The organism is Micromonospora aridisoli (assembly GCF_056150025.1).
The window spans coordinates 409,687-427,860 of record NZ_JAXCFK010000004.1 but is presented as its reverse complement, the minus strand read 5'-3'; the positions used below and the strand labels follow the sequence as shown (position 1 = coordinate 427,860).

General features: G+C 73.7%; 16 protein-coding genes. 4 read left to right on the top strand and 12 right to left on the bottom strand.

Features of this window, described 5'->3' with window-relative positions:
- Positions 1-33: 33 nt before the first annotated feature.
- From SM447_RS11415 to SM447_RS11395, 5 genes are all read right to left on the bottom strand, one after another.
- The gene (locus SM447_RS11415) at positions 34-1,350 is read right to left on the bottom strand and encodes a DUF2252 domain-containing protein (protein WP_474572719.1); all 1,317 of its coding nucleotides are present in this window, start codon (positions 1,348-1,350) and stop codon (positions 34-36) included.
- A 56-nt stretch (positions 1,351-1,406) separates the two neighbouring features.
- A complete protein-coding gene (locus SM447_RS11410) occupies positions 1,407-2,015 on the bottom strand; it encodes an NADH-quinone oxidoreductase subunit B (protein ID WP_474572718.1) in 609 nt (202 codons plus the stop codon).
- 128 nt (positions 2,016-2,143) lie between these two features.
- The gene (locus SM447_RS11405; protein WP_474572717.1) at positions 2,144-3,619 is read right to left on the bottom strand and encodes a pyridoxal phosphate-dependent decarboxylase family protein; all 1,476 of its coding nucleotides are present in this window, start codon (positions 3,617-3,619) and stop codon (positions 2,144-2,146) included.
- A complete protein-coding gene (locus SM447_RS11400) occupies positions 3,616-5,127 on the bottom strand; it encodes an MFS transporter (RefSeq protein ID WP_474572716.1) in 1,512 nt (503 codons plus the stop codon). Before SM447_RS11400 ends, SM447_RS11405 begins: the two co-directional genes overlap by 4 nt.
- Before the next feature lie 32 nt (positions 5,128-5,159).
- Positions 5,160-5,474, bottom strand: coding sequence for an MGMT family protein (locus SM447_RS11395; RefSeq protein WP_474572715.1), 315 nt, complete (start codon positions 5,472-5,474; stop codon positions 5,160-5,162).
- A 61-nt stretch (positions 5,475-5,535) separates the two neighbouring features.
- Here SM447_RS11395 and proB point away from each other — a divergent pair, with 61 nt between their 5' ends.
- On the top strand, positions 5,536-6,645 hold the full coding sequence (proB, locus tag SM447_RS11390) for a glutamate 5-kinase (RefSeq protein ID WP_474572714.1): 1,110 nt from the start codon (positions 5,536-5,538) through the stop codon (positions 6,643-6,645).
- An 81-nt stretch (positions 6,646-6,726) separates the two neighbouring features.
- On the top strand, positions 6,727-7,971 hold the full coding sequence (locus tag SM447_RS11385) for a glutamate-5-semialdehyde dehydrogenase (protein WP_474572713.1): 1,245 nt from the start codon (positions 6,727-6,729) through the stop codon (positions 7,969-7,971).
- A gap of 90 nt (positions 7,972-8,061) precedes the next feature.
- Here SM447_RS11385 and SM447_RS11380 read toward each other — a convergent pair whose 3' ends face one another.
- The 6 genes from SM447_RS11380 to SM447_RS11355 all read right to left on the bottom strand — a co-directional run bounded on the left by SM447_RS11380 (position 8,062) and on the right by SM447_RS11355 (position 16,094).
- Positions 8,062-8,934 (bottom strand): prenyltransferase/squalene oxidase repeat-containing protein, encoded by an 873-nt coding sequence (locus SM447_RS11380; RefSeq protein ID WP_474572822.1) that lies wholly within the window; start codon positions 8,932-8,934, stop codon positions 8,062-8,064.
- 80 nt (positions 8,935-9,014) lie between these two features.
- A complete protein-coding gene (gene moeZ, locus SM447_RS11375; protein ID WP_474572712.1) occupies positions 9,015-10,196 on the bottom strand; it encodes an adenylyltransferase/sulfurtransferase MoeZ in 1,182 nt (393 codons plus the stop codon).
- Positions 10,197-10,321: 125 nt separating this feature from the next.
- Positions 10,322-11,056 carry a DUF3152 domain-containing protein gene (locus SM447_RS11370; protein ID WP_474572711.1) on the bottom strand — a complete coding sequence of 245 codons (735 nt, stop codon included), beginning with the start codon at positions 11,054-11,056 and terminating at the stop codon, positions 10,322-10,324.
- A gap of 136 nt (positions 11,057-11,192) precedes the next feature.
- Positions 11,193-11,990 (bottom strand): DUF3152 domain-containing protein, encoded by a 798-nt coding sequence (locus tag SM447_RS11365; RefSeq protein ID WP_474572710.1) that lies wholly within the window; start codon positions 11,988-11,990, stop codon positions 11,193-11,195.
- 154 nt (positions 11,991-12,144) lie between these two features.
- Complete coding sequence (locus SM447_RS11360) at positions 12,145-13,119, bottom strand: alpha/beta fold hydrolase (RefSeq protein ID WP_474572709.1); 975 nt, start codon at positions 13,117-13,119, stop codon at positions 12,145-12,147.
- Between the two features lie 23 nt (positions 13,120-13,142).
- The gene (locus SM447_RS11355; RefSeq protein WP_474572708.1) at positions 13,143-16,094 is read right to left on the bottom strand and encodes a hypothetical protein; all 2,952 of its coding nucleotides are present in this window, start codon (positions 16,092-16,094) and stop codon (positions 13,143-13,145) included.
- A gap of 147 nt (positions 16,095-16,241) precedes the next feature.
- On the opposite strand from SM447_RS11355, the gene SM447_RS11350 reads away from it, so the two are divergent.
- Together SM447_RS11350 and SM447_RS11345 are read left to right on the top strand one after the other, a co-directional pair.
- A complete protein-coding gene (locus tag SM447_RS11350; RefSeq protein WP_131302398.1) occupies positions 16,242-16,880 on the top strand; it encodes a TetR/AcrR family transcriptional regulator in 639 nt (212 codons plus the stop codon).
- Positions 16,881-16,943: 63 nt separating this feature from the next.
- A complete protein-coding gene (locus tag SM447_RS11345) occupies positions 16,944-17,171 on the top strand; it encodes a DUF3107 domain-containing protein (protein ID WP_474572707.1) in 228 nt (75 codons plus the stop codon).
- Between the two features lie 65 nt (positions 17,172-17,236).
- Here the strand turns inward: SM447_RS11345 and SM447_RS11340 are convergent, their stop codons facing one another.
- The gene (locus SM447_RS11340) at positions 17,237-17,890 is read right to left on the bottom strand and encodes a ferritin-like fold-containing protein (RefSeq protein WP_474572706.1); all 654 of its coding nucleotides are present in this window, start codon (positions 17,888-17,890) and stop codon (positions 17,237-17,239) included.
- Positions 17,891-18,174 lie beyond the last annotated feature (284 nt).

Sequence of the window (18,174 nt, the reverse complement as noted above, 5' to 3'; positions counted from 1 at the left end):
CGGGCACGCCGGGCACGGCGTGCCGGGCGGCGGTCAGATGCCGGGCAGCCGGCCGTTGCGGAACAGGTCGACGAAGAGCTGGTGATCCTGCCGGGCGCGTACGCCGTAGGTGTGGGCGAAGTCGACCAGGTGCCCGACGAAGCCGGCGGGGTCCGCGTCGACGGCGGCGACGATGGCCTCCTCGGTGGAGTAGTCGACCAGGTCGTGGCTGGACTCGTCGTCGGCCACCGAGTGCATCCGGGCGACCGCCCGGCCCAGGTCGGCCAGCACCCCGGCCAGTTCCTCCGGCTCGTTGACGTCCGCCCAGTCGAGATCGGCCGCGTACGGGGAGACCTCGGCGACGAGCTGGCCGACGCCGTCGAGTTCGGTGAAGCCCACCCAGGGGTCGGCGTGTGCCTGCAGGGCCCGCTGGGACTCGGCGGTGCGGTGCCCCTGGTGCCGGAAGTAGCCGCGGACCCGCTCGTCGTCGATGTACCGCGCCACCGCCGGCGTCTGCGCCTGCTTCATGTAGATGACGACGTCGTTCTCCAACGCCTGGGTGTGCCCCTCCAACAGGAGGTTGTACGACGGCAGCCCGGCCGAGCCGATGCCCACGCCCTTGCGCAGCACCACGTCCTTGATCTGCGCCGCGAGCGGCCGGGCCTGGGCCGTCGTGGCGGGCAACGTCTCCAGGTACGCCTCGAACGCCGCACAGACCCGCGTCCGGACGTCGCCGTCGATTTCGTACACCCCGTCGCCGAGGGAGAAGCGCCGCTCGTAGTTGTCGATGGTGGTCTGTCCGCGCAGCAGGTCGACCCGGGTGTTCAACCGCGCCTGCTGGAGCACCCGGCGCAGCACCCCGTCGGCGTTGTCCAGGGTGATCGACCCGATGGCGTCGTCCCCGCCCGCGGCGATGGCCCTCAGCTCGACCAGGTACGCGTCCGCGAAGCAGGTGACCAGATCGCTGATCACCCGGTCGGAGAGCGCCTTGGTGTACCCGATCAGCGCCACGCTGGCGACGAACCGCCGCAGGTCCCAGGTGAACGGCCCGACGTAGGCCTCGTCGAAGTCGTTGACGTTGAAGACGAGCTGGCCGGAGCCGTTCATGTAGGTGCCGAAGTTCTCCGCGTGCAGGTCGCCGTGGATCCACACCCGGCTGGTCTGCTCGTCCAGGAAGCGGTCGTCGGCGAAGTCGCCGCGCTGGTCGGCGTAGAAGAGGCTGGCACTGCCCCGGTAGAAGGCGAACGGTGAGGCGGCCATCTTGCGGAACTTGCGCCGGAAGGCGGCCGGGTCGAGCGCCATCAGGGTGCCGAACTCCTCGGTCAGCACCTTGACGATGAAGGCGGAACGCTGCTCCGCGACGTCGGTCATGGCCGTACGCTAGCGAAGCTCCACCACTCCGCGGGCCAGCCGAGCGGCGCTCGCGATCAGCGGTTCGGCGGACGTACGGGTGGGGCGGTGAGCGAGGCGGTGGATCGCGGCGCGGCGCCACCACCGGACGCGGCGTCGACCGAGCCGCCGTCGGCGGGCGGGGCGTCGACCGGCGCGGCGAGCGGGTCGGGGCGGGGCACGCCGCCGATGCCGGACTGCTCGGCGGCGATCTTCTCCTGGAGGCGGAGGATGCCGTGCAGCAGCGCCTCCGGCCGGGGCGGGCAGCCGGGCACGTAGACGTCGACCGGGATGAGCTGGTCGACGCCCTTGGTCACCGAGTAGGAGTCCCAGTACGGGCCACCGCAGTTGGAGCAGGCGCCGAACGAGATGACGTACTTCGGCTCGGGCATCTGGTCGTAGAGCCGCTTGATCGCCGGGGCCATCTTGTCGGTGACGGTGCCGGAGACCACCATCAGGTCGGCCTGCCGGGGCCCGTGCGCGAACGGGATCACGCCGAGTCGCATGAAGTCGTGGCGGGACATGCTGGTCGCGATGAACTCGATGGCGCAGCAGGCCAGGCCGAAGTTGAAGACCCAGAGCGAGTAGCGCCGGCCCCAGTTGAGCACGAACCGGATCGGCTCACCGAGCACCGCAGGCAGCTGCACGACCACTCCCCCTCCCGTCCCCGACAGTCAACCACAGCGCCCGCCGAGCCTTGCTGAAAGGAAGGGCCCCCTGTTAACGCCTGGCGTGGTACAGGGGCCCCCTCTTAACATCGCGCGCCGACGGGCCGCTACCAGGCCGGGCGTTGCAGCAGGCTGACGAACTCGACCAGCAGCCGCTCGCGCAACGCCGGGGGCGCGGCGTCGAGCAGCGTGTTGACCATCGCCATCCGCTCCGGCAGCCCGCCGCCGGAGCCCAGCCCGAGCCCGGCGGCGAGGCCGGCGACCAGGTCGCCGGTGAGCGCCGCCGGGGTGAGCGAGCCGGCCAGGGCGCGCAGTTCCGGGGGCAACACGACCGGGCCCGAGGCACGGGCGGCGGCGACCGCGTCGGCCAGGTCGGGGCCGAACTCCGCCGCCCGGGGCGCCACCGCGGCGGTCACCGTCAGGTGCACGCTGCGCGGCAGTCCGGCGTACGACAGCTGGGGCTGGGTGTGCCAGCCGCGCAGGGCCAGCTCGTCGACCAGCACGAACAGGTCCGGCCCGGCGTCGGTGGCGGTGAGGCAGACCACTGTCGACTCGGGCTCGGCGACCAGCCGCAGCCCGTCGGTGCCGCGCACCGCGTCGGCCAGCGTCCGGACGGCCTCCCGCGTCCGGCGGGTCAGCTCCAGGTAGCCGTCGTCACCGAGGTGCCGCAGGGTGGCGTACGCGGCGGCGATCGGACCACCCGACCGGGTCGAGGAGATCACCGGATTGATCATCGTGTACCCGGGCCAGTCGGCGTACGCGAAGTACTGCGGGGCGCGCAGCCGTGAGTCGCGGTGCAGCAGCACCGACACGCCCTTCGGCGCGTACGCGTACTTGTGCAGGTCCACCGAGATCGAGGTGACGCCGGGTACGGCGAGGTCGAAGGGGGGTACCTGCGCGCCGAGGCGGCGCAGGTACGGCAGGGTCCAGCCGCCGAAGCAGGCGTCCACGTGGCAACGGACCCCGGCGGCGGCGGCCACCTCGGCGATCTGCTCGACCGGGTCGACGACGCCGTGCGCGTACGAGGGTGCGGAGCAGGCCACCAGCACCGTCTCCGGCCGGACGGCGGCGGCCACGTCGGCGACCGCCGGCCGCAGCGTCATCGGGTCGACCGGCACGGTGTCGAGTGCCACCCGTAGGTAGTGAGCGGCCTTGGCGAACGCGGCGTGAGCGCTGACCGGTACCACGATCCGGGGCTCCGCGACGTCCGGCCGAGCGTCCCGGGCGGTCTTCACGGCCAGGATGAGCGACTCGGTCCCGCCGCTGGTGACGCTGCCGACGACGTCCGGGGCGCTCGTGCCCGGCCCACCGCCGAGCAGCCGCGCCGCGGCCGCGACCAGCGCGTTCTCCATGGCCAGCAGGGACGGGAAGGCCGTCGGGTCCAGCCCGTTGACGTGGGCGCTCTCGGCGTACGCGGCGGCGGCGAGCGCGTCCAGCCCGGCCACCGCCGGGTCGTAGACGTACGCGAACAGTCGTCCCCCGTGGGTCGGCCGGTCCATCGCCCGCAGCCGCCGAATCTCGGCCAGCACCTGCTCCGCCGGCACTCCCTGGTCCGGCAGCGCCGATCCGCTCTCGTCGATCATGAAGTTGTGCTGCCCTTTCCGTGGTTGCCCGTGGCTGCTGCACCTGCCGCGACCGGTGCCGGCGAGGTGAGGGCGGCAAGCCGCGCGGGGGTGAGGTCGTAGGGGCGGAGCAGGAGGGTGGCCAGGCCGATGAGGAGGGCGGGGAGGACGGTGAAGCCGAGCAGCACGCCGAGGCGGGCCGTGTCGGACTGGGCGGCGGCCGTTCCGGTGCTGGAGGAGACGTAACCGGTGAGGGCGAGCACCAGGCCGTAGATGCCCGGACCGAGGGCGAGGCCGAAGGTCTCCCCGGCCGTCCACACGCCGGTGAAGACGCCGGCCTGCCGCCGTCCGGTGCGCGCGGTGTCGTACGCGATGCAGTCCGGCAGCATGGCCAGCGCGAACACCTGCTGCCCGGCGTAACCCACGCCGAGCACGGCGACCAGCAGGTAGATCGCGGCGGTGGGCAGCACCGGGGCGGCGACCAGGGCCAGCCCACCGGCCGACAGGATCAGTGACGCGGCCACCAGGGCGGCGAGCTTGCCGAGCCGGGCACCCACCCGGGACCAGAGCGGCATCACCACCAGCGCCGGGCCGACGAAGCAGACGAACAGCACGGTCGGGCCGGTCGCCGCGTCGCGCAGCACGTGATCGGCGAAGTACTGCACCCCGGCGAGGATCGTGGCCACCCCGGCGGACTGCACCACGAAGCAGAGCAGCAGCGCCCGGAAGGGCCGGTTGCGGCCGGCGACGGCGAGCTGGGCGCGCAGGCTGGGCTCGCTCTCGCCGACCGTGCCCTGCGGGGCGGACCGGGTGCCGAGGAACGCGCCGACCGCGCCGAGCGCGATCAGGGCGGCCACGAAGACACCCATCCACCGGTGTCCGGGGACACCTCCGCCGGCCGCGTCGCGGACGAGCGGGGCCACCGCGCCGGCGACCAGGATGGCCAGCGCCAGCACCGCGATCCGCCAGGTCATCATCCGGGTACGTTCGGCGTAGTCGCTGGTCAGCTCGGCCGGCATCGCCACGTACGGCACCTGGAAGAAGGCGAACGCGGTCGCCGTGGCCAGGAAGGCGACGGCGACGTACGCCCCGGCGGTGGGACCGGCACCGAACGGCGCGGCGAAGATTGCGCCGAAGAGCACGGCCAGTGCCAGCCCACCGAAGAGCAGGTACGGCCGGCGGGCGCCCCACCGTGACCGGGTGCGGTCGGAGATCCGCCCGGCGACCGGGTTGACCAGCACGTCCCACGCCTTCGGCAACAGCACCAGCAGGGCCGCCACCCCGGCGGCCACGCCGAGCGTGTCGGTCAGGTAGGGCAGCAGCAACAGTCCCGGCACGGTGCCGAAGGCCCCGGTGGCCAGCGAGCCGAGCGCGTACCCGGCGTGCACGCCGCGCGGCAGCGCGCCGGCCGCTGCCGCTGCGGCGTCGGGGCTCGTGCGGGAGGCGGTGGCCGGGGGCGCCGGGTCGGCGGCGGGCGTGGACGGGCCGGGTGCGGACGGTGGGCCGGATCCACCCGGCGGCGCGGTCATGGGGCCGAATATTACTCACGTTATGGCACGGGTCACATCCCCTGCCCGGGCCACCACACCGCCGACCGCATGTCCACTCCGGCCCCGCGCAGCGGCGTCCCCTCGGCCAGCCACCGCGCCCGCGCCTCGCGGGCCAGCCGGGGTGGCATCGCACCGGCCGCGTTCACCACCCGGTGCCATGGCGTCCCGCCGCCGTGACGCGCCATGATCGATCCAACCAGCCGGGCCGACGCCCGCCCGGAGCGCTCGACCAACGCGTCGGCCACCGCCCCGTACGACATCACCCGGCCGGGCGGGATCCGGTCGACCAGTTCCAGCACCGCCTCGACGTACTCGTCAGGTGTCACAAGCGGCCAGAGTATGGGAACGGCGACGGGCCACGCCGCGACGACAGCGCAGAATGGGCGGGTGCGCGACGCAGTAACAAGGGCCCGACGGGTCGTTGTCAAGATCGGATCTTCCTCGTTGACCACCGCCAGCGGCGGGCTGGACGACGGGCAGGTCGACGCGCTGGTCGACGCCCTCGGCCTGCGGGTGGTCGACGGACGCGAGGTGGTGCTGGTCTCCTCCGGCGCGATCGCCGCCGGCCTCGCCCCGCTCGGCCTGCCCCGACGCCCGCGCGACCTGGCCACCCAGCAGGCCGCCGCCAGCGTCGGCCAGGGCCTGCTGATCGGGCGGTACGCGGCCGCCTTCGCCCGGCACGGCCGCACCGTCGGTCAGGTGCTGCTCACCGTCGACGACGTGACCCGCCGGGCCCACTACCGCAACGCGTACCGCACCCTGCGCAAGCTGCTCGATCTGCGGGCGGTGCCGATCGTCAACGAGAACGACACGGTCGCCACCGAGGAGATCCGGTTCGGCGACAACGATCGGTTGGCCGCGCTGGTGGCCGCGCTCGTCGACGCCGACCTGCTGGTGCTGCTCTCCGATGTCGACGCGCTCTGGACCGGCGACCCGGCCCGACCCGGCTCCCGCCGCATCGCCGAGGTACGCGACGAAGCGGACCTCGTCGGCGTCGAGATCGGCGGCACCGGCCGCGCGGGGGTCGGCACCGGCGGCATGGTGACCAAGGTCGAGGCGGCCCGGATCGCCACGGGTTTCGGCATCCCGGTGGTGCTGACCTCCGCCGCGCAGGCCGGCGCCGCCCTGGCCGGTGAGCCGGTCGGCACCTTCTTTCACCCCAGTCTCCGGCGACCCGCCGCCCGACTGTTCTGGCTCGCCCACGCCACCGCGCCGCGCGGCCGGCTGCACCTCGACCCCGGCGCGGTGGCCGCGGTGGTGGGCCGGCGCAAGTCGCTGCTGCCGGCGGGGATCACCGCCGTGGACGGGGCGTTCACCGCCGGCGACCCGGTCGACCTCGTCGACACCTCCGGCGCGCCGGTAGCCCGAGGGCTGGTCAACTACGACGCGATCGAGCTGCCCGGGCTGCTCGGGCGCTCCACCGCCGACCTCGCCGCGGCGCTCGGCCCGGCGTACGAACGGGAGGTCGTCCACCGCGACGACCTGGTGCTGCTGTGAACCGGTTGAAGTGATTGCAGGGGGCCCTTCCTATACACGAGGCGTTAACAGGGGGCCCTTCCTTACACGAAGGAGCATGGGATGAGCGTGAGCGAACAGGGGCGTCGGGCGCGGGTGGCCGCGGAGGCGCTGGCCGTGGCGACGCGTACCGCCAAGGACGCCGCGCTGCACGCGATGGCCGACGCGTTGGTGGCGCGTACGCCGGAGATCCTGGCCGCGAACGCCGCGGACCTGGCGGCCGGACGCGACGCCGGACTGAGCGCGGCGGTGCTGGACCGGCTCGCCCTCGACGAGGGCCGGATGGCCGGAATCGCCGGCGCGCTGCGCCAGATGGCCGCGCTCCCCGACCCGGTGGGCGAGGTGGTCCGCGGCTCGACCCTGCCCAACGGTCTGGAGCTGCGGCAGATCCGGGTGCCGTTCGGCGTGGTCGGCATCATCTACGAGGGTCGGCCCAACGTGACCGTGGACGCCGCCGGGATCTGCCTGAAGGCCGGCAACGCGGCACTGCTGCGCGGTTCCTCCTCGGCCGCGCACTCGAACGCGGCGCTGGTGGCGGTGCTGCGCGACGCGGTCGACGCGGCCGGCCTGCCCGCCGACGCGGTGCAGCTGGTCGACGCCAGCTCCCGCGACTCGGTCAAGGAGCTGATGCGGGCCCGGGGCCTGGTGGACGTGCTGATCCCGCGTGGCGGAGCGTCGCTGATCCGCACCGTGGTCGAGGAGTCGACCGTTCCGGTGATCGAGACCGGGGTGGGCAACTGCCACGTCTACGTGGACGCCGCCGCCGACGTGTCGATGGCGGTGGCGATCACTCTCAACGCGAAGACGCAGCGGCTGTCCACCTGCAACACCGCCGAGTCGCTGCTGGTGCACGCCGACGTCGCCGACGCGTTCCTGCCGGCGGCGCTGGCCGCGTTCGCCGAGGCCGGGGTGACTGTGCACGGCGACGCGCGGGTCGCGGCCTACTCCGACACCGTCGTCCCGGCCACCGAGGAGGACTTCGGCACCGAGTATCTCGCCGCGGACATCTCCGCCGCCGTCGTCGACTCCCTGGACGCGGCGGTGGCCCACATCCGGCGGTACGGCAGCGGCCACACCGAGGCGATCGTCACCGACTCGCAGTCGGCCGCCCGGGAGTTCGTGGCCCGGGTCGACGCGGCAGCCGTGATGGTCAACGCCTCGACCCGCTTCACCGACGGCGGCGAGTTCGGTTTCGGTGCCGAGATCGGCATCTCCACCCAGAAGCTGCACGCTCGGGGCCCCATGGGCCTGCCCGAGCTGACCAGCACCAAGTACGTGGTCACCGGCACCGGCCACCTCCGCCCCTAGCCTCCCCCCTCGCCGTTGATCATGAGGTTGACGGCACGGAGAGCGTTTTCCGGTGCCGCTAACTTCATGATCAACGGCGAGGGGGCGCGGTCAGCGGAGGGCGCGGATGACGGTGAGAGTGGCGTGCACGTCGAACTGGTGGCCGTCGTCGCTGCTCCAGCCGCCATCGCTGCGCTGCGTCTCGGTGAGCCGGCGGCGGGCCGCCACCAGCGTCCACTCCTGATGGTCGACGCCCACCCGGCGCAACGTCGAGGCGAGCCAGGCGGCGTCCGCCGCCGACGCCTGCGGTAGCCGCTCCGCCAGCACCGCCTTGATCTGCGCCGACTCGTAGAACATCTGCTGCCGGTGCAGCACGGCCGCGCTCAGCCATCCGGCGGCCAGAAAGGACGGCCAGGAACCGTCCGGCCGCAGGTGGGCGGCAAGCGCCTGGCTGGCGGCATGCACCACGCCGGCGTACGCTCCGCCGACCCGGTGGTCCAGCGGTCCGGCGGCCCGGGCGTCGAGGCCGGCCACGGTGAGCCAGAACGCCGCGTTGGCGGTCAAATAGAGCCGCGCCTCCGGGTCGCCCGGACGGGCCCACTCGGGGGCGGTCTCCGCGAGGGCCGGGTCCTCCTCCCAGCAGCCGTCGCGCCGCTGCCCGGCGGCCAGCCAGTCCAGCGCCCGGCGAGCGCTCGGACGGCCCAACGCACCGAGGTCGTCCAGTTCGGCGAGGCGGAAGCAGGTCGCGTCGACCGAGGCGACCTCCTCGCCCCAGGACGCCGGCCAGCCACCGCCCAGGGTCTGCCCGACCTCGGCGCTGTCGAGCACCTCGGGCGGCGGCGGCGTGCCGGTACGCAACCAGGACAGGCGGGCACGCTCCACCGCGTCCCCGTGAGCCACCACGAACCCGATCGCGGCGTCGATGTCGACCACGGCGGCCACGCTACCGGCGCAAACGTGATCCCGCCTCAGGAGTACGGGCAGGTGGGATCGACCGACGGCAGGGTGTTAAAAGGGGGCCCCTTCTCTACCGGAGGCGTTAAGAAGGGGCCCTTCCTTACGGGTCAGTACGCGGGCAGCGAGGGATCGATCTGCTTGATCCAGGAGAGCACGCCGCCCTGGACGTGCACCGCGTCGCGGAAACCGGCCGCCTTCAACGCGGCCAACGCCTCGGCGGAGCGGACGCCGGACTTGCAGTGCAGCACGATCTGGCGGTCCTGCGGCAGCTTGGACAGCGCCTCACCGGAGAGGATCTCGCCCTTGGGGATCAGGGTGGCGCCGGGAATGCGGACGATCTCGTACTCGGCCGGCTCCCGGACGTCGACCAGGAAGATGTCCTTGCCGGCGTCCTGCCATTCCTTCAGCTCGGCAGCGGTGATGGTCGCGTCGACCACCGCCTCCTGGGCCTCCACCGACACCGCACCGCAGAAGTCCTCGTAGTCCTCCATCAGGTCGGTGAGGGTCGGGTTCTCGCCACAGAGCACGCAGTTCGGATCCTTGCGGACCTTGATCTTCCGGTAGCTCATCTCCAGGGCGTCGTAGACCATCAGCCGGCCGACCAGCGGCTCACCGATGCCGGCGAGCAACTTGATCGCCTCGTTGACCTGGATCGAGCCGATCGAGGCGCAGAGCACGCCGAGCACACCACCCTCGGCGCAGGAGGGAACCATGCCGGGCGGCGGGGGCTCCGGGTAGAGGCAGCGGTAGCAGGGACCGTGCTCGGCCCAGAACACCGAGGCCTGACCGTCGAACCGGTAGATCGACCCCCAGACGTACGGCTTGCCGAGCAGCACGGCCGCGTCGTTGACCATGTACCGGGTGGCGAAGTTGTCCGTGCCGTCGACGATCAGGTCATACTGGGCGAAGATCTCACGGACGTTGTCCCGGTCCAGCGCGGTGTTGTGGATCTCGACGTTGACCAGCGGGTTGATCTCGCGGATGCTCGCCGCGGCCGACTCGGCCTTGGAGCGGCCGACGTCCGAGACGCCGTGGATGATCTGGCGCTGGAGGTTGGACTCGTCGACGGTGTCGAAGTCGATGATCCCCAGGGTGCCGACCCCGGCGGCGGCCAGGTACATCAGCGCCGGCGAACCGAGACCGCCGGCACCGACGCAGAGCACCCGGGCGTTCTTCAGCCGCTTCTGCCCGGTGACCCCGACGTCGGGGATGATCAGGTGGCGCGAGTAGCGACGGATCTCGTCAACGGTCAGCTCGGCGGCGGGTTCGACGAGCGGGGGCAGCGACACGGTGGACTCCCCGGGATCGATGTGGCGGACAACCGGGCCATTGTCGCTCGCCGACGCGCCCATCGACCATGAGCAGGGACACGTAGCCCGCCATGCGGGAGCGGGAATAGGCGGCGGGACCGCGATCAGTCGATCAGGTCGCCGGCGTGCCGGCGCCCGTCCAGGATCGGCCAGGCGTTCGGCAGGCAGCCGTCCAGGCCGTACGTCTGCTGCTGCATGACCGGCGCCGGGTGCCCGGGGGCCGGACACGCCTCGTGCCCCTCCCCGAATTCGTGCCCGACCTCGTGATTGATCACGTAGGCCCGGTAGACCGCCAGCGGGGCCCCGTAGTCCGGGACCGCCTCCAGCCAGCGTGCCAGATTGATGATGACCTTCCCGGGCAGCCGGCACGAGGTGTAGCCCTCGGTACTCAGTCCGCCCTCGGCGCACATCGCCTCGGAGGTGAGCGGAGTGGCCAGGTAGACGGTGAAGTCGGCGGGGACCTCCCCGGCGACCCGCTGCACCCGCAGCTCGCCCGAGCCGATCCAGCTACGCCGGTCGGCCAGCACCGCGTCGACCTCGGCGGCGAAGGCGGTCGGATCCTGACCGGTGCCCTGTTCGACGGCGACCCGGTAGCGCGCCACCGGCCCGTCCTCGCCCTGCACCGCCGAGCCGTCACCGGCGACCGTGAAGCTGCCGTCGCCCACCCGCGGGTACCGGCTCGGCCCGGTCCGCTCGTCGGCCGCTCCGTACGCCATCCGGCTGCCGGCACCCCGGTCCGGACCGGTCCCCCGCTCCCCGGTCCGGACCAGGAGAACCGCGGCGGTGACGGCCAGCACCAGCACCATCGCCAGGGTCGCGACGGTCCGGTGCCGTGGCAACGGCCCGGGAGGCGGACCGCCGGGTCTTCGGGCATCGCCGGAGCGGCCGCGATCGCGCCAAAGGGGTGAAGACGGCATGAAGCCATCGTCGCACCCTATTCAGGCATATCACCGCATTATTGATCGGTCGCGTCGGTCAGAGCGGTGGACCCGCGTACCGCCGGCCGTCCAGGTACGGCCAGGGATTCGCCACGCAACCCTTGAGGAAGAGCGTCTGCTGCATCATCACCGGAGCCGGCTCGCCACGGCCCGGGCAGCGCTCGTGCCGGTTGCCCAGTTCGTGCCCGACCTCATGATTGACGACGTACGTCCGGTAGAGCGAGAGCGGCACGTCCGCCTCGACGAAGTGCGGCACCGACAGTCGCCACCGGTCCAGGTTGATGATCACTTTGCCCGGTGCCCGGCAGGACGTGTACGGGCGGCCACCGACCCGGATGTCGACGCCCCCGGCGGCGCACATCCGGCCCGCCGTCCCGGCCGTGGCCAGGTAGACGGTGAAGTCGTGCGGTGAGTCGGCGGGCACCTGCCGCAGCCGCAGCCGGCCGCTGTCCACCCAGCTCCCCGGGCCGGCCAGCGCGGTCCGCACCGCCAGGGCGAACTCACCCGCGTCCACACCGGAGCCGGACTCCACCGCCACCCGGTAACGCCGGACACCACCGGCGGTACCCAGCACCGGGCCGACCCGGTCGTCATAGCCGAACCGGCCCGGGCCGGTCGACGGGATCGCACCCGGTTCCTGGAGCAGGGGCGTCTCCGGCGACGGGGACACCTCCACCGGCGACGGCGGCGGCGACTCCGCGGGCTCCAGGGACGGCGGCGCCACGGCCAGCCGCGAGGCCACCGGGGCGACTTCGCCGGCCGAGCCCGAGCCCGCACCGGTGCCGCCGGCCACCACCGCCACCGCGGCACCGACCGCCGTCACCAGCACCGCCACCCGGACCAGCGCGCCCGGCCGCCAGCGCCGCCGCTCGCTCCCGGCAGCCCGGGTCTGATCTACCGCTCGACGGTGCTCGGGGGACCCGCGCCGGAGGGCATGCCGACCAGCGGGACGAGCCGACCGACGACGGCTACCAGGGCTGCGCACCCGGTCATCCTGCCAGGTCGGCCCGGCGGGCGGGTTCCCCCGTCTCGGCGAGCAGCCCGAGCACGGCCCGGGCCACCAGGCGCGGCACCTCCAGTTGAGCCACGTGCCCGACACCGTTGATCATCAGCAGCCGGCTGTCCGGGATCACCCGCGCCGCCTGCGGGGCCACCCGGACGTCGACCAGCCGGTCCTGCCGGCCCCCGATGACGAGCGTCGGGGCGCGCACCGTCCGGGCCATCCGCCACAGGGACCCCGAACCCGGCAGGTACGACCGCAGGAAGCTGGAGACCAGACCACGGAAGGTGCGCACGTACGCCGCCGCGTAGTGCTCCGCCTCGTACCGGACGCGGATCTCCTCCAGCGCCTCCCGCCGACGTTGGTCGCTGATCCGGCTGAGGTCGGCCACGCACGCCTCCATCACCTGCTGGGCCATCACCTCGGGTGCCAACTGGGCCAGCCGCCAGGCGGCCAGTCGTTCGCCCCGGGGGATCGCCAGCAGGGGCAGCATCCGTCCCTGCAACGACCGACGGAAGTCGAGGAACGGCAGGGCCGGCGAGACCAGGGTCAGTGTCCGGACCAGATCCGGCCGCAGCGCGGCCACCCGCACCGAGATCGCCCCGCCCAGCGAATTGCCGAACAGGTGTACCGGCCCACGATCGGAGTGCTCGATCCAACGGATCACCCGCTCCGCGAAGACCGGCACGGTGTACCGCCGGCCCGGCTCGCTGCGACCAAAGCCGGGCAGGTCGATCGCCTGACCGTCCAGCCGCTCGGCGAGCAGGCCCGCCAGGTCGGTCCAGTTCTGCGACGAGCCGCCCAGGCCGTGCACGTACAGGGCCGGCTCGGCATCCGAACCGGTGGCCGGGGTGTCCCGGACGTAGGTGACGGCCCCGTCCAGTCGTACCTCGCGACCTGGCCAGGGTGGCGGAACCGAATGGGTGGGCAGCAGCCGCTCGGGCCAGAGGGTGGCAGGCTTCACCGTTCCAGTCTGCCTGGAACGGCTCACGCCAGCAGCGCCTCCAGTCGGCGGTTGACCGCGGCCAGGGTCGCCCGCACCACCGCCTGCCGGGGGTCGCCGGCCACCAGGGCGGAACCGGCCAACTGCTCGACCCAGCCGTCGCAGACCAGCAGCACCACGACGGTCGCCACCTCGCAGTTGCCGAAGGGCACCACCGCCGCGTGCTCCACGAAGCACCGTCCGCGCTCCGCCGTGGGGCCGGCGGCGTAGAGCAGCTCGTCGACCGCCGCCGCGGCCGCGACACCGCACAGCCGCAGCACGTACCCGTCCACCGCGGGCCCGGTGGCGTACCCCGAGGCGCTCTGGTCGTTGGCGAGGAGCCGGACCTCGACGTTGGCGTCGAGCCCGAACGTGCTCACCTGGACGTGGTCGAGCACCACCCGGGGACCCGGCACCCCGCCGGTGTCCAGCGGACGCGACGGTGCCGACTCGGTGGTGGTGAGTTGTCCACCCGAGTAGGAGGCAGCGAGCGTCGCCGGGCTGCCCGACGCACCCGCCTCGTCCACGACCACCCGGCCCCGGTTCGGGGCCGGCGACTGCCGTCGCCGTCGGGTGGACTCCGGCACGGCCTCCGGCCGGCTCGGCGACGCCTCGGTCCGGCTCTGCGGCGTCTCCGTACGACTCGGCGGCGTTTCCGTCCGGGTACCGGCGGGTCGAACGGCCGGCCGTCGAGGCTCGGCGACCGGGCGCGTCTCCGCGCCCTCGCCCCGGGTCTCCGCGGAGCGCCGGCGGACCGGGACGGCGGGCACTCCGGGCAGGCCGCGCGGCGCGGCGGCCAGCCCCATCCGCTCCTGCAGCAGGCGGGCGACGTGCCGGCTCACCTCGGCCGGGTCGGCACCGTCGGAGAGATCGAGGCGCAGGCTGTGGGCTCCGGCGGGGGTGCGTCGCAGGGCGGCGTCGCGTACGCCGTCGACTCCTCGGACGGCGGTGAGGATCGCGTTGACGTCGAAGCCCTCCGGCCGGTCCCGCAGCGGGGCCGGCTCGTCGTCACGGCGGAGATGGGTGGCGATCCGGGCGAGTTCCGGGGTTTCGGCGGGTGGCTCCACGGCTGGCGGCTCCGGCACGACGGGCACGTCCGGTTCGGCGGGGACGCGCTGCGGCAACACCGCCGTGGTGCTGTCCGGCGACCCGTCGCCGGCCGGCTCGGTCGGCGGGACCGGATCGGGCGCGGACCGGCGTGCCGCATAGGGGGCTGCGCTCGTCGGGACGGGCGCGGACGGGGTGCGCTCGCGTCGGCCGGGCTCACCCGCGACCGGGTCGGTCGCGGGGGTCGGTTCCGGCGAGGCGGGAGCCGCGGCGGGCGCGGGTGTCGGCTCGTTCGGCACCGGCCGTAGCCGGAACGGTCGATACCCGGGAGGATCGGAGGCCGACCGGGCCTCGGTGACCGGTGGCGTCGAGCCGGGCTCGGACGGCGTCTCCCGTCGACTCGGCACGTCGGCCCGCGGTGTGCTGGGGTTATGGGCGGCCGGACGGACGCCGGCCGGCGGGGCGCTGGTCGGTGCGGCGTCGCCGGACGGCACGCCGGCCGGTGGGGAACTGGCCGGCGGCAGCGCCCACGGCAGACGCTCGTCGACCGGCTGACCGCCGGACCGGCTGCCCCACGGCGGGGTCTCCTCGTTCCGCGTACCCCAGGGTCGGCCCTGGTCCGCCGGTGCGCCGCTGACCGGGGGCAACGCCCAGGACGGACGCTCCTCCGCCGCCGGCAGCTCGGCCGCCCGTGCCCACGAGGGACGCTGCGGGGCCGGCGGGGCGCTGGTCGGACTGCTGCTCCAGGACGGACGCTCGTCCGCGGGTGTGCCGCCGACCGGGGGCAACGCCCAGGACGGACGCTCCTCGGCCGGGGGCAGCTCGGCCGCCCGCGCCCAGGAGGGACGCTGGTCGGCCGGCGGGGCGCTGGTCGGGTCGACGGCGTGCGGCCGGTCCGCCGGGTCGTCCGCGGCGGCTGACTGCCCGGCCGAACCGGGCTCGGCCTCCCGGTGGGGCTCGTACGGGCGGGGCCGCTCGACCCGCACCGCCTCGTAGGGGCGGGTCGGCTCGGCGCGTACCGGCTCGTACGGCCGGCTGGGTTCGCTGGTCCAGGGCCGGGCCGACGCATCGCGGGACCGGCGGTCCGCCGGCTCACCCTCGTCGCGCGCCCACGGCGGCGCCCAGTCACTGGCCGGGCCGGGCTGTGCCCAACTCGGCCGGTCCACGTCGCCGGCCGGTTGCTCGGCGGCGGACCAGCCGGCCGACTGGTCGGGGCCGGACGCCGCCGACCACCGGGCGGGCTGGTCGGGGCCGGACGCCGAGGGGCGGTCAGCCTGCCCGGCGGCCTGATCGGTGGTCGGCGGCACCGGCGGGAATCCGTCGTCCCATGCGTGGCCGCTGTGCGACGGGCCTTCCCCGGCCCGCTCAGCCGTGGGCGCGTGCAGGCCGGGTGGCATCTCGAAACCGGAGGCGGCGGTGCCGACGGGCGGCACCTGCACGGCGGGAGGCGACGAGGTCGGCAGGCCGGTGGTGGAGGTCACCGGCTGTTCGCCGGACGGAAGCGGGCGGGGCGCCGGTACGACGAGACGGTCCTGGCCCGGCCCGCGTGGGCCGGGCGGGGCGCTGACCGGGACGTGCCGACCAGCCGGCGACGGGTCCCCGACCGGCGTCCCGTTCGTCTGGTGACCGTTGACGTGGTTGCCGTTGACCCGGACGGGCCGCTCCGGCTCACCCTGCTCACCGACGGGAGCGGGCAGATCGGCGTGGCGTGACGAGGCGATGGCCCACCCGGACGGAGACTCGGACCCGGGCCTGGTCGTGCCGGACCCCGGCGTGCCCGCTGAACCCCACGACCAGTCGGCCGGTGGCGGGGCCCACCCGTTGCCGGAACGGGCCAGGTCATCGCGCTGACCCGTCCCGTCGCCGTGCTCTCCCGGGGTGGCGGCACCGGGTTGCCCTGTTTCACTCACCGCGCGCTCCTTGGTCGCCCCCCGCTGAGGCTACCGTGTGGCGACAGTGGCGATAAGTTACAGCGGCGGGCCAATTCCGCGAGGGGCCGAGGGGCCCCGACCGGTTCGGGTGAAATGCCGGCCCGTACGACAACCTCGGAGGTTCCCATGACCGCTGTGGGGAACGGCGCCCAGACCGCCGGCCGACCCACGCGCCTGCCCCGATCGGCGCGCCGCAAGCAGCTGCTCGCCGCCGCTCAGGAGGTGTTCGTCGCGCAGGGTTACCACGCTGCGGCCATGGACGACATCGCCGAGCGGGCCGGGGTCTCCAAGCCGGTGCTGTACCAGCACTTCCCCGGCAAGATGGAGCTCTATCTCGCGCTGCTCGACACCCACTGTGACGCGATCGTCGCCAAGGTGCACGACGCGATGGCGAGCACCACCGACAACAAGGAGCGGGTCAGCGCTTCGGTGCGGGCGTACTTCGACTTCGTGGACCACGAGAGCGAGGCGTTCCGCCTGGTCTTCGAATCCGACCTGCGCAACGAGCCGGCCGTCCGGCAGCGCGTGGAGCGGGTCGAGCAGGGCTGCATCGCGGCGATCACCGACACGATCATCTCCGACACCGGCGTCAGCCGGGCGCACGCGGAGTTGCTCGCCTCCGGCCTGGTCGGTGCGGCCGAGACCGCCGCACAGTTCTGGCTGGCCGGTGGCCGCCAGGTGCCCAAGGCCGAGGCGGAGGCGCTGGTCGCCGCGCTGTCCTGGCGGGGTATCGCCAGCTTCCCGCTGCAAGGTGAGTCAGCCTGAACTTCGACCTTGTGATCGGATAGCCTTCGCAGGGCGGCCATTTCGCCCGACGGAGGAGGCACAGTGGAGGTCAAGATCGGCGTGCAGTACGCGCCGCGTGAGCTGGTCCTGGAGAGCGCGCAGTCGCCGGCCGAGATCGAGCGGATCGTGACCGACGCCGTCGCCAGGGGCGAGGGCACCCTTTCCCTGACCGACGAGAAGGGCCGGCGGGTCATCGTGCCGGTCGGCAAGGTCGCCTACGTCGAGATCGCCGAGGCGGCCCCACGGGCGGTCGGTTTCACCGTCCGCTGACGTTCCGGCGGACCGGCAGCAGGTGGCGGGGGCCGGCACCCCCACCACCCTGTTGCCGGTCTCGCTCAGTTGTTGAGCCCGGCGGCGGCCATCCGCGCGGTGTGCGCGGCGGTGAGCCGCCGGAACAGTTCCGCCACGTCGGTCCGCCCGCCCGCGACGATCAACGCGGTCAGCGCCCCGTGATCGGCGGCGGCGACCCGCCCCGCCTGGGACAGCGCCTCCCCGACCAGGCGGCGCGCCCACATCGACAGCCGGCCCGCCACCCTCGGATCCGCCTCGACCGCGAGCCGGATCTCGGCCCGGGCGAACTCCGCGTACCGCGACTCGTGCAGGACGTCGAGGACCAGTTGCCGGTCCGGCTCGGCCAGCGCGACGGCGATCTCCCGAAGGAAGTCGTCGGTGATGGCGTCACCGACGTACGCCTTGGTGACCGCCTCGGCCCAGTCGCGGGGCTCGGTCGAGTCGTGGTACGCCTGCAACGGGGTGACGTAGGCGGCCATCGCGTCGTCCGGCAGCACGCCCAGCGCGGTGAGCCGGTCGGCGACCCGTCGGTAGTTGGTGATCTCGGCGGCGGCCATCTCGCTCAGCGCGGCCCGGCGGCGCAGGTCGGGAGCGAGCCGGGCGTCGGCCGCGATCCGGTCGAAGGCGAGCAGTTCACCGAGGGCCACCAGACCGAGCAGGTCGGTGACGGCGTGGCCGGGCGGGGTGGGGGCGGACACGTGCGCAGGTTACCGTCCGGCGGCACCACCCGGGGCACCGCGTGAGAGCCCGGCTCGCGCCCCTTGCGAGTGATACAGGTCACATGGAAACCTTTGCAGCGACGCTCGCAGCCTCGGAATCGGGACGCTGTTTGGCCCGTTCAGGTAGCATGGAGGAGTTGCCGTAGGTGCCGATCCCGGCCGGAGTCAACTCCGATCCGGTCGAAGTGCGACCCACGGCGCGCGTGCGGCCCGGTCCGCTCGGCTTTCTGCCGCCGACCGTGTGGCCCGCGCCATACCGAACG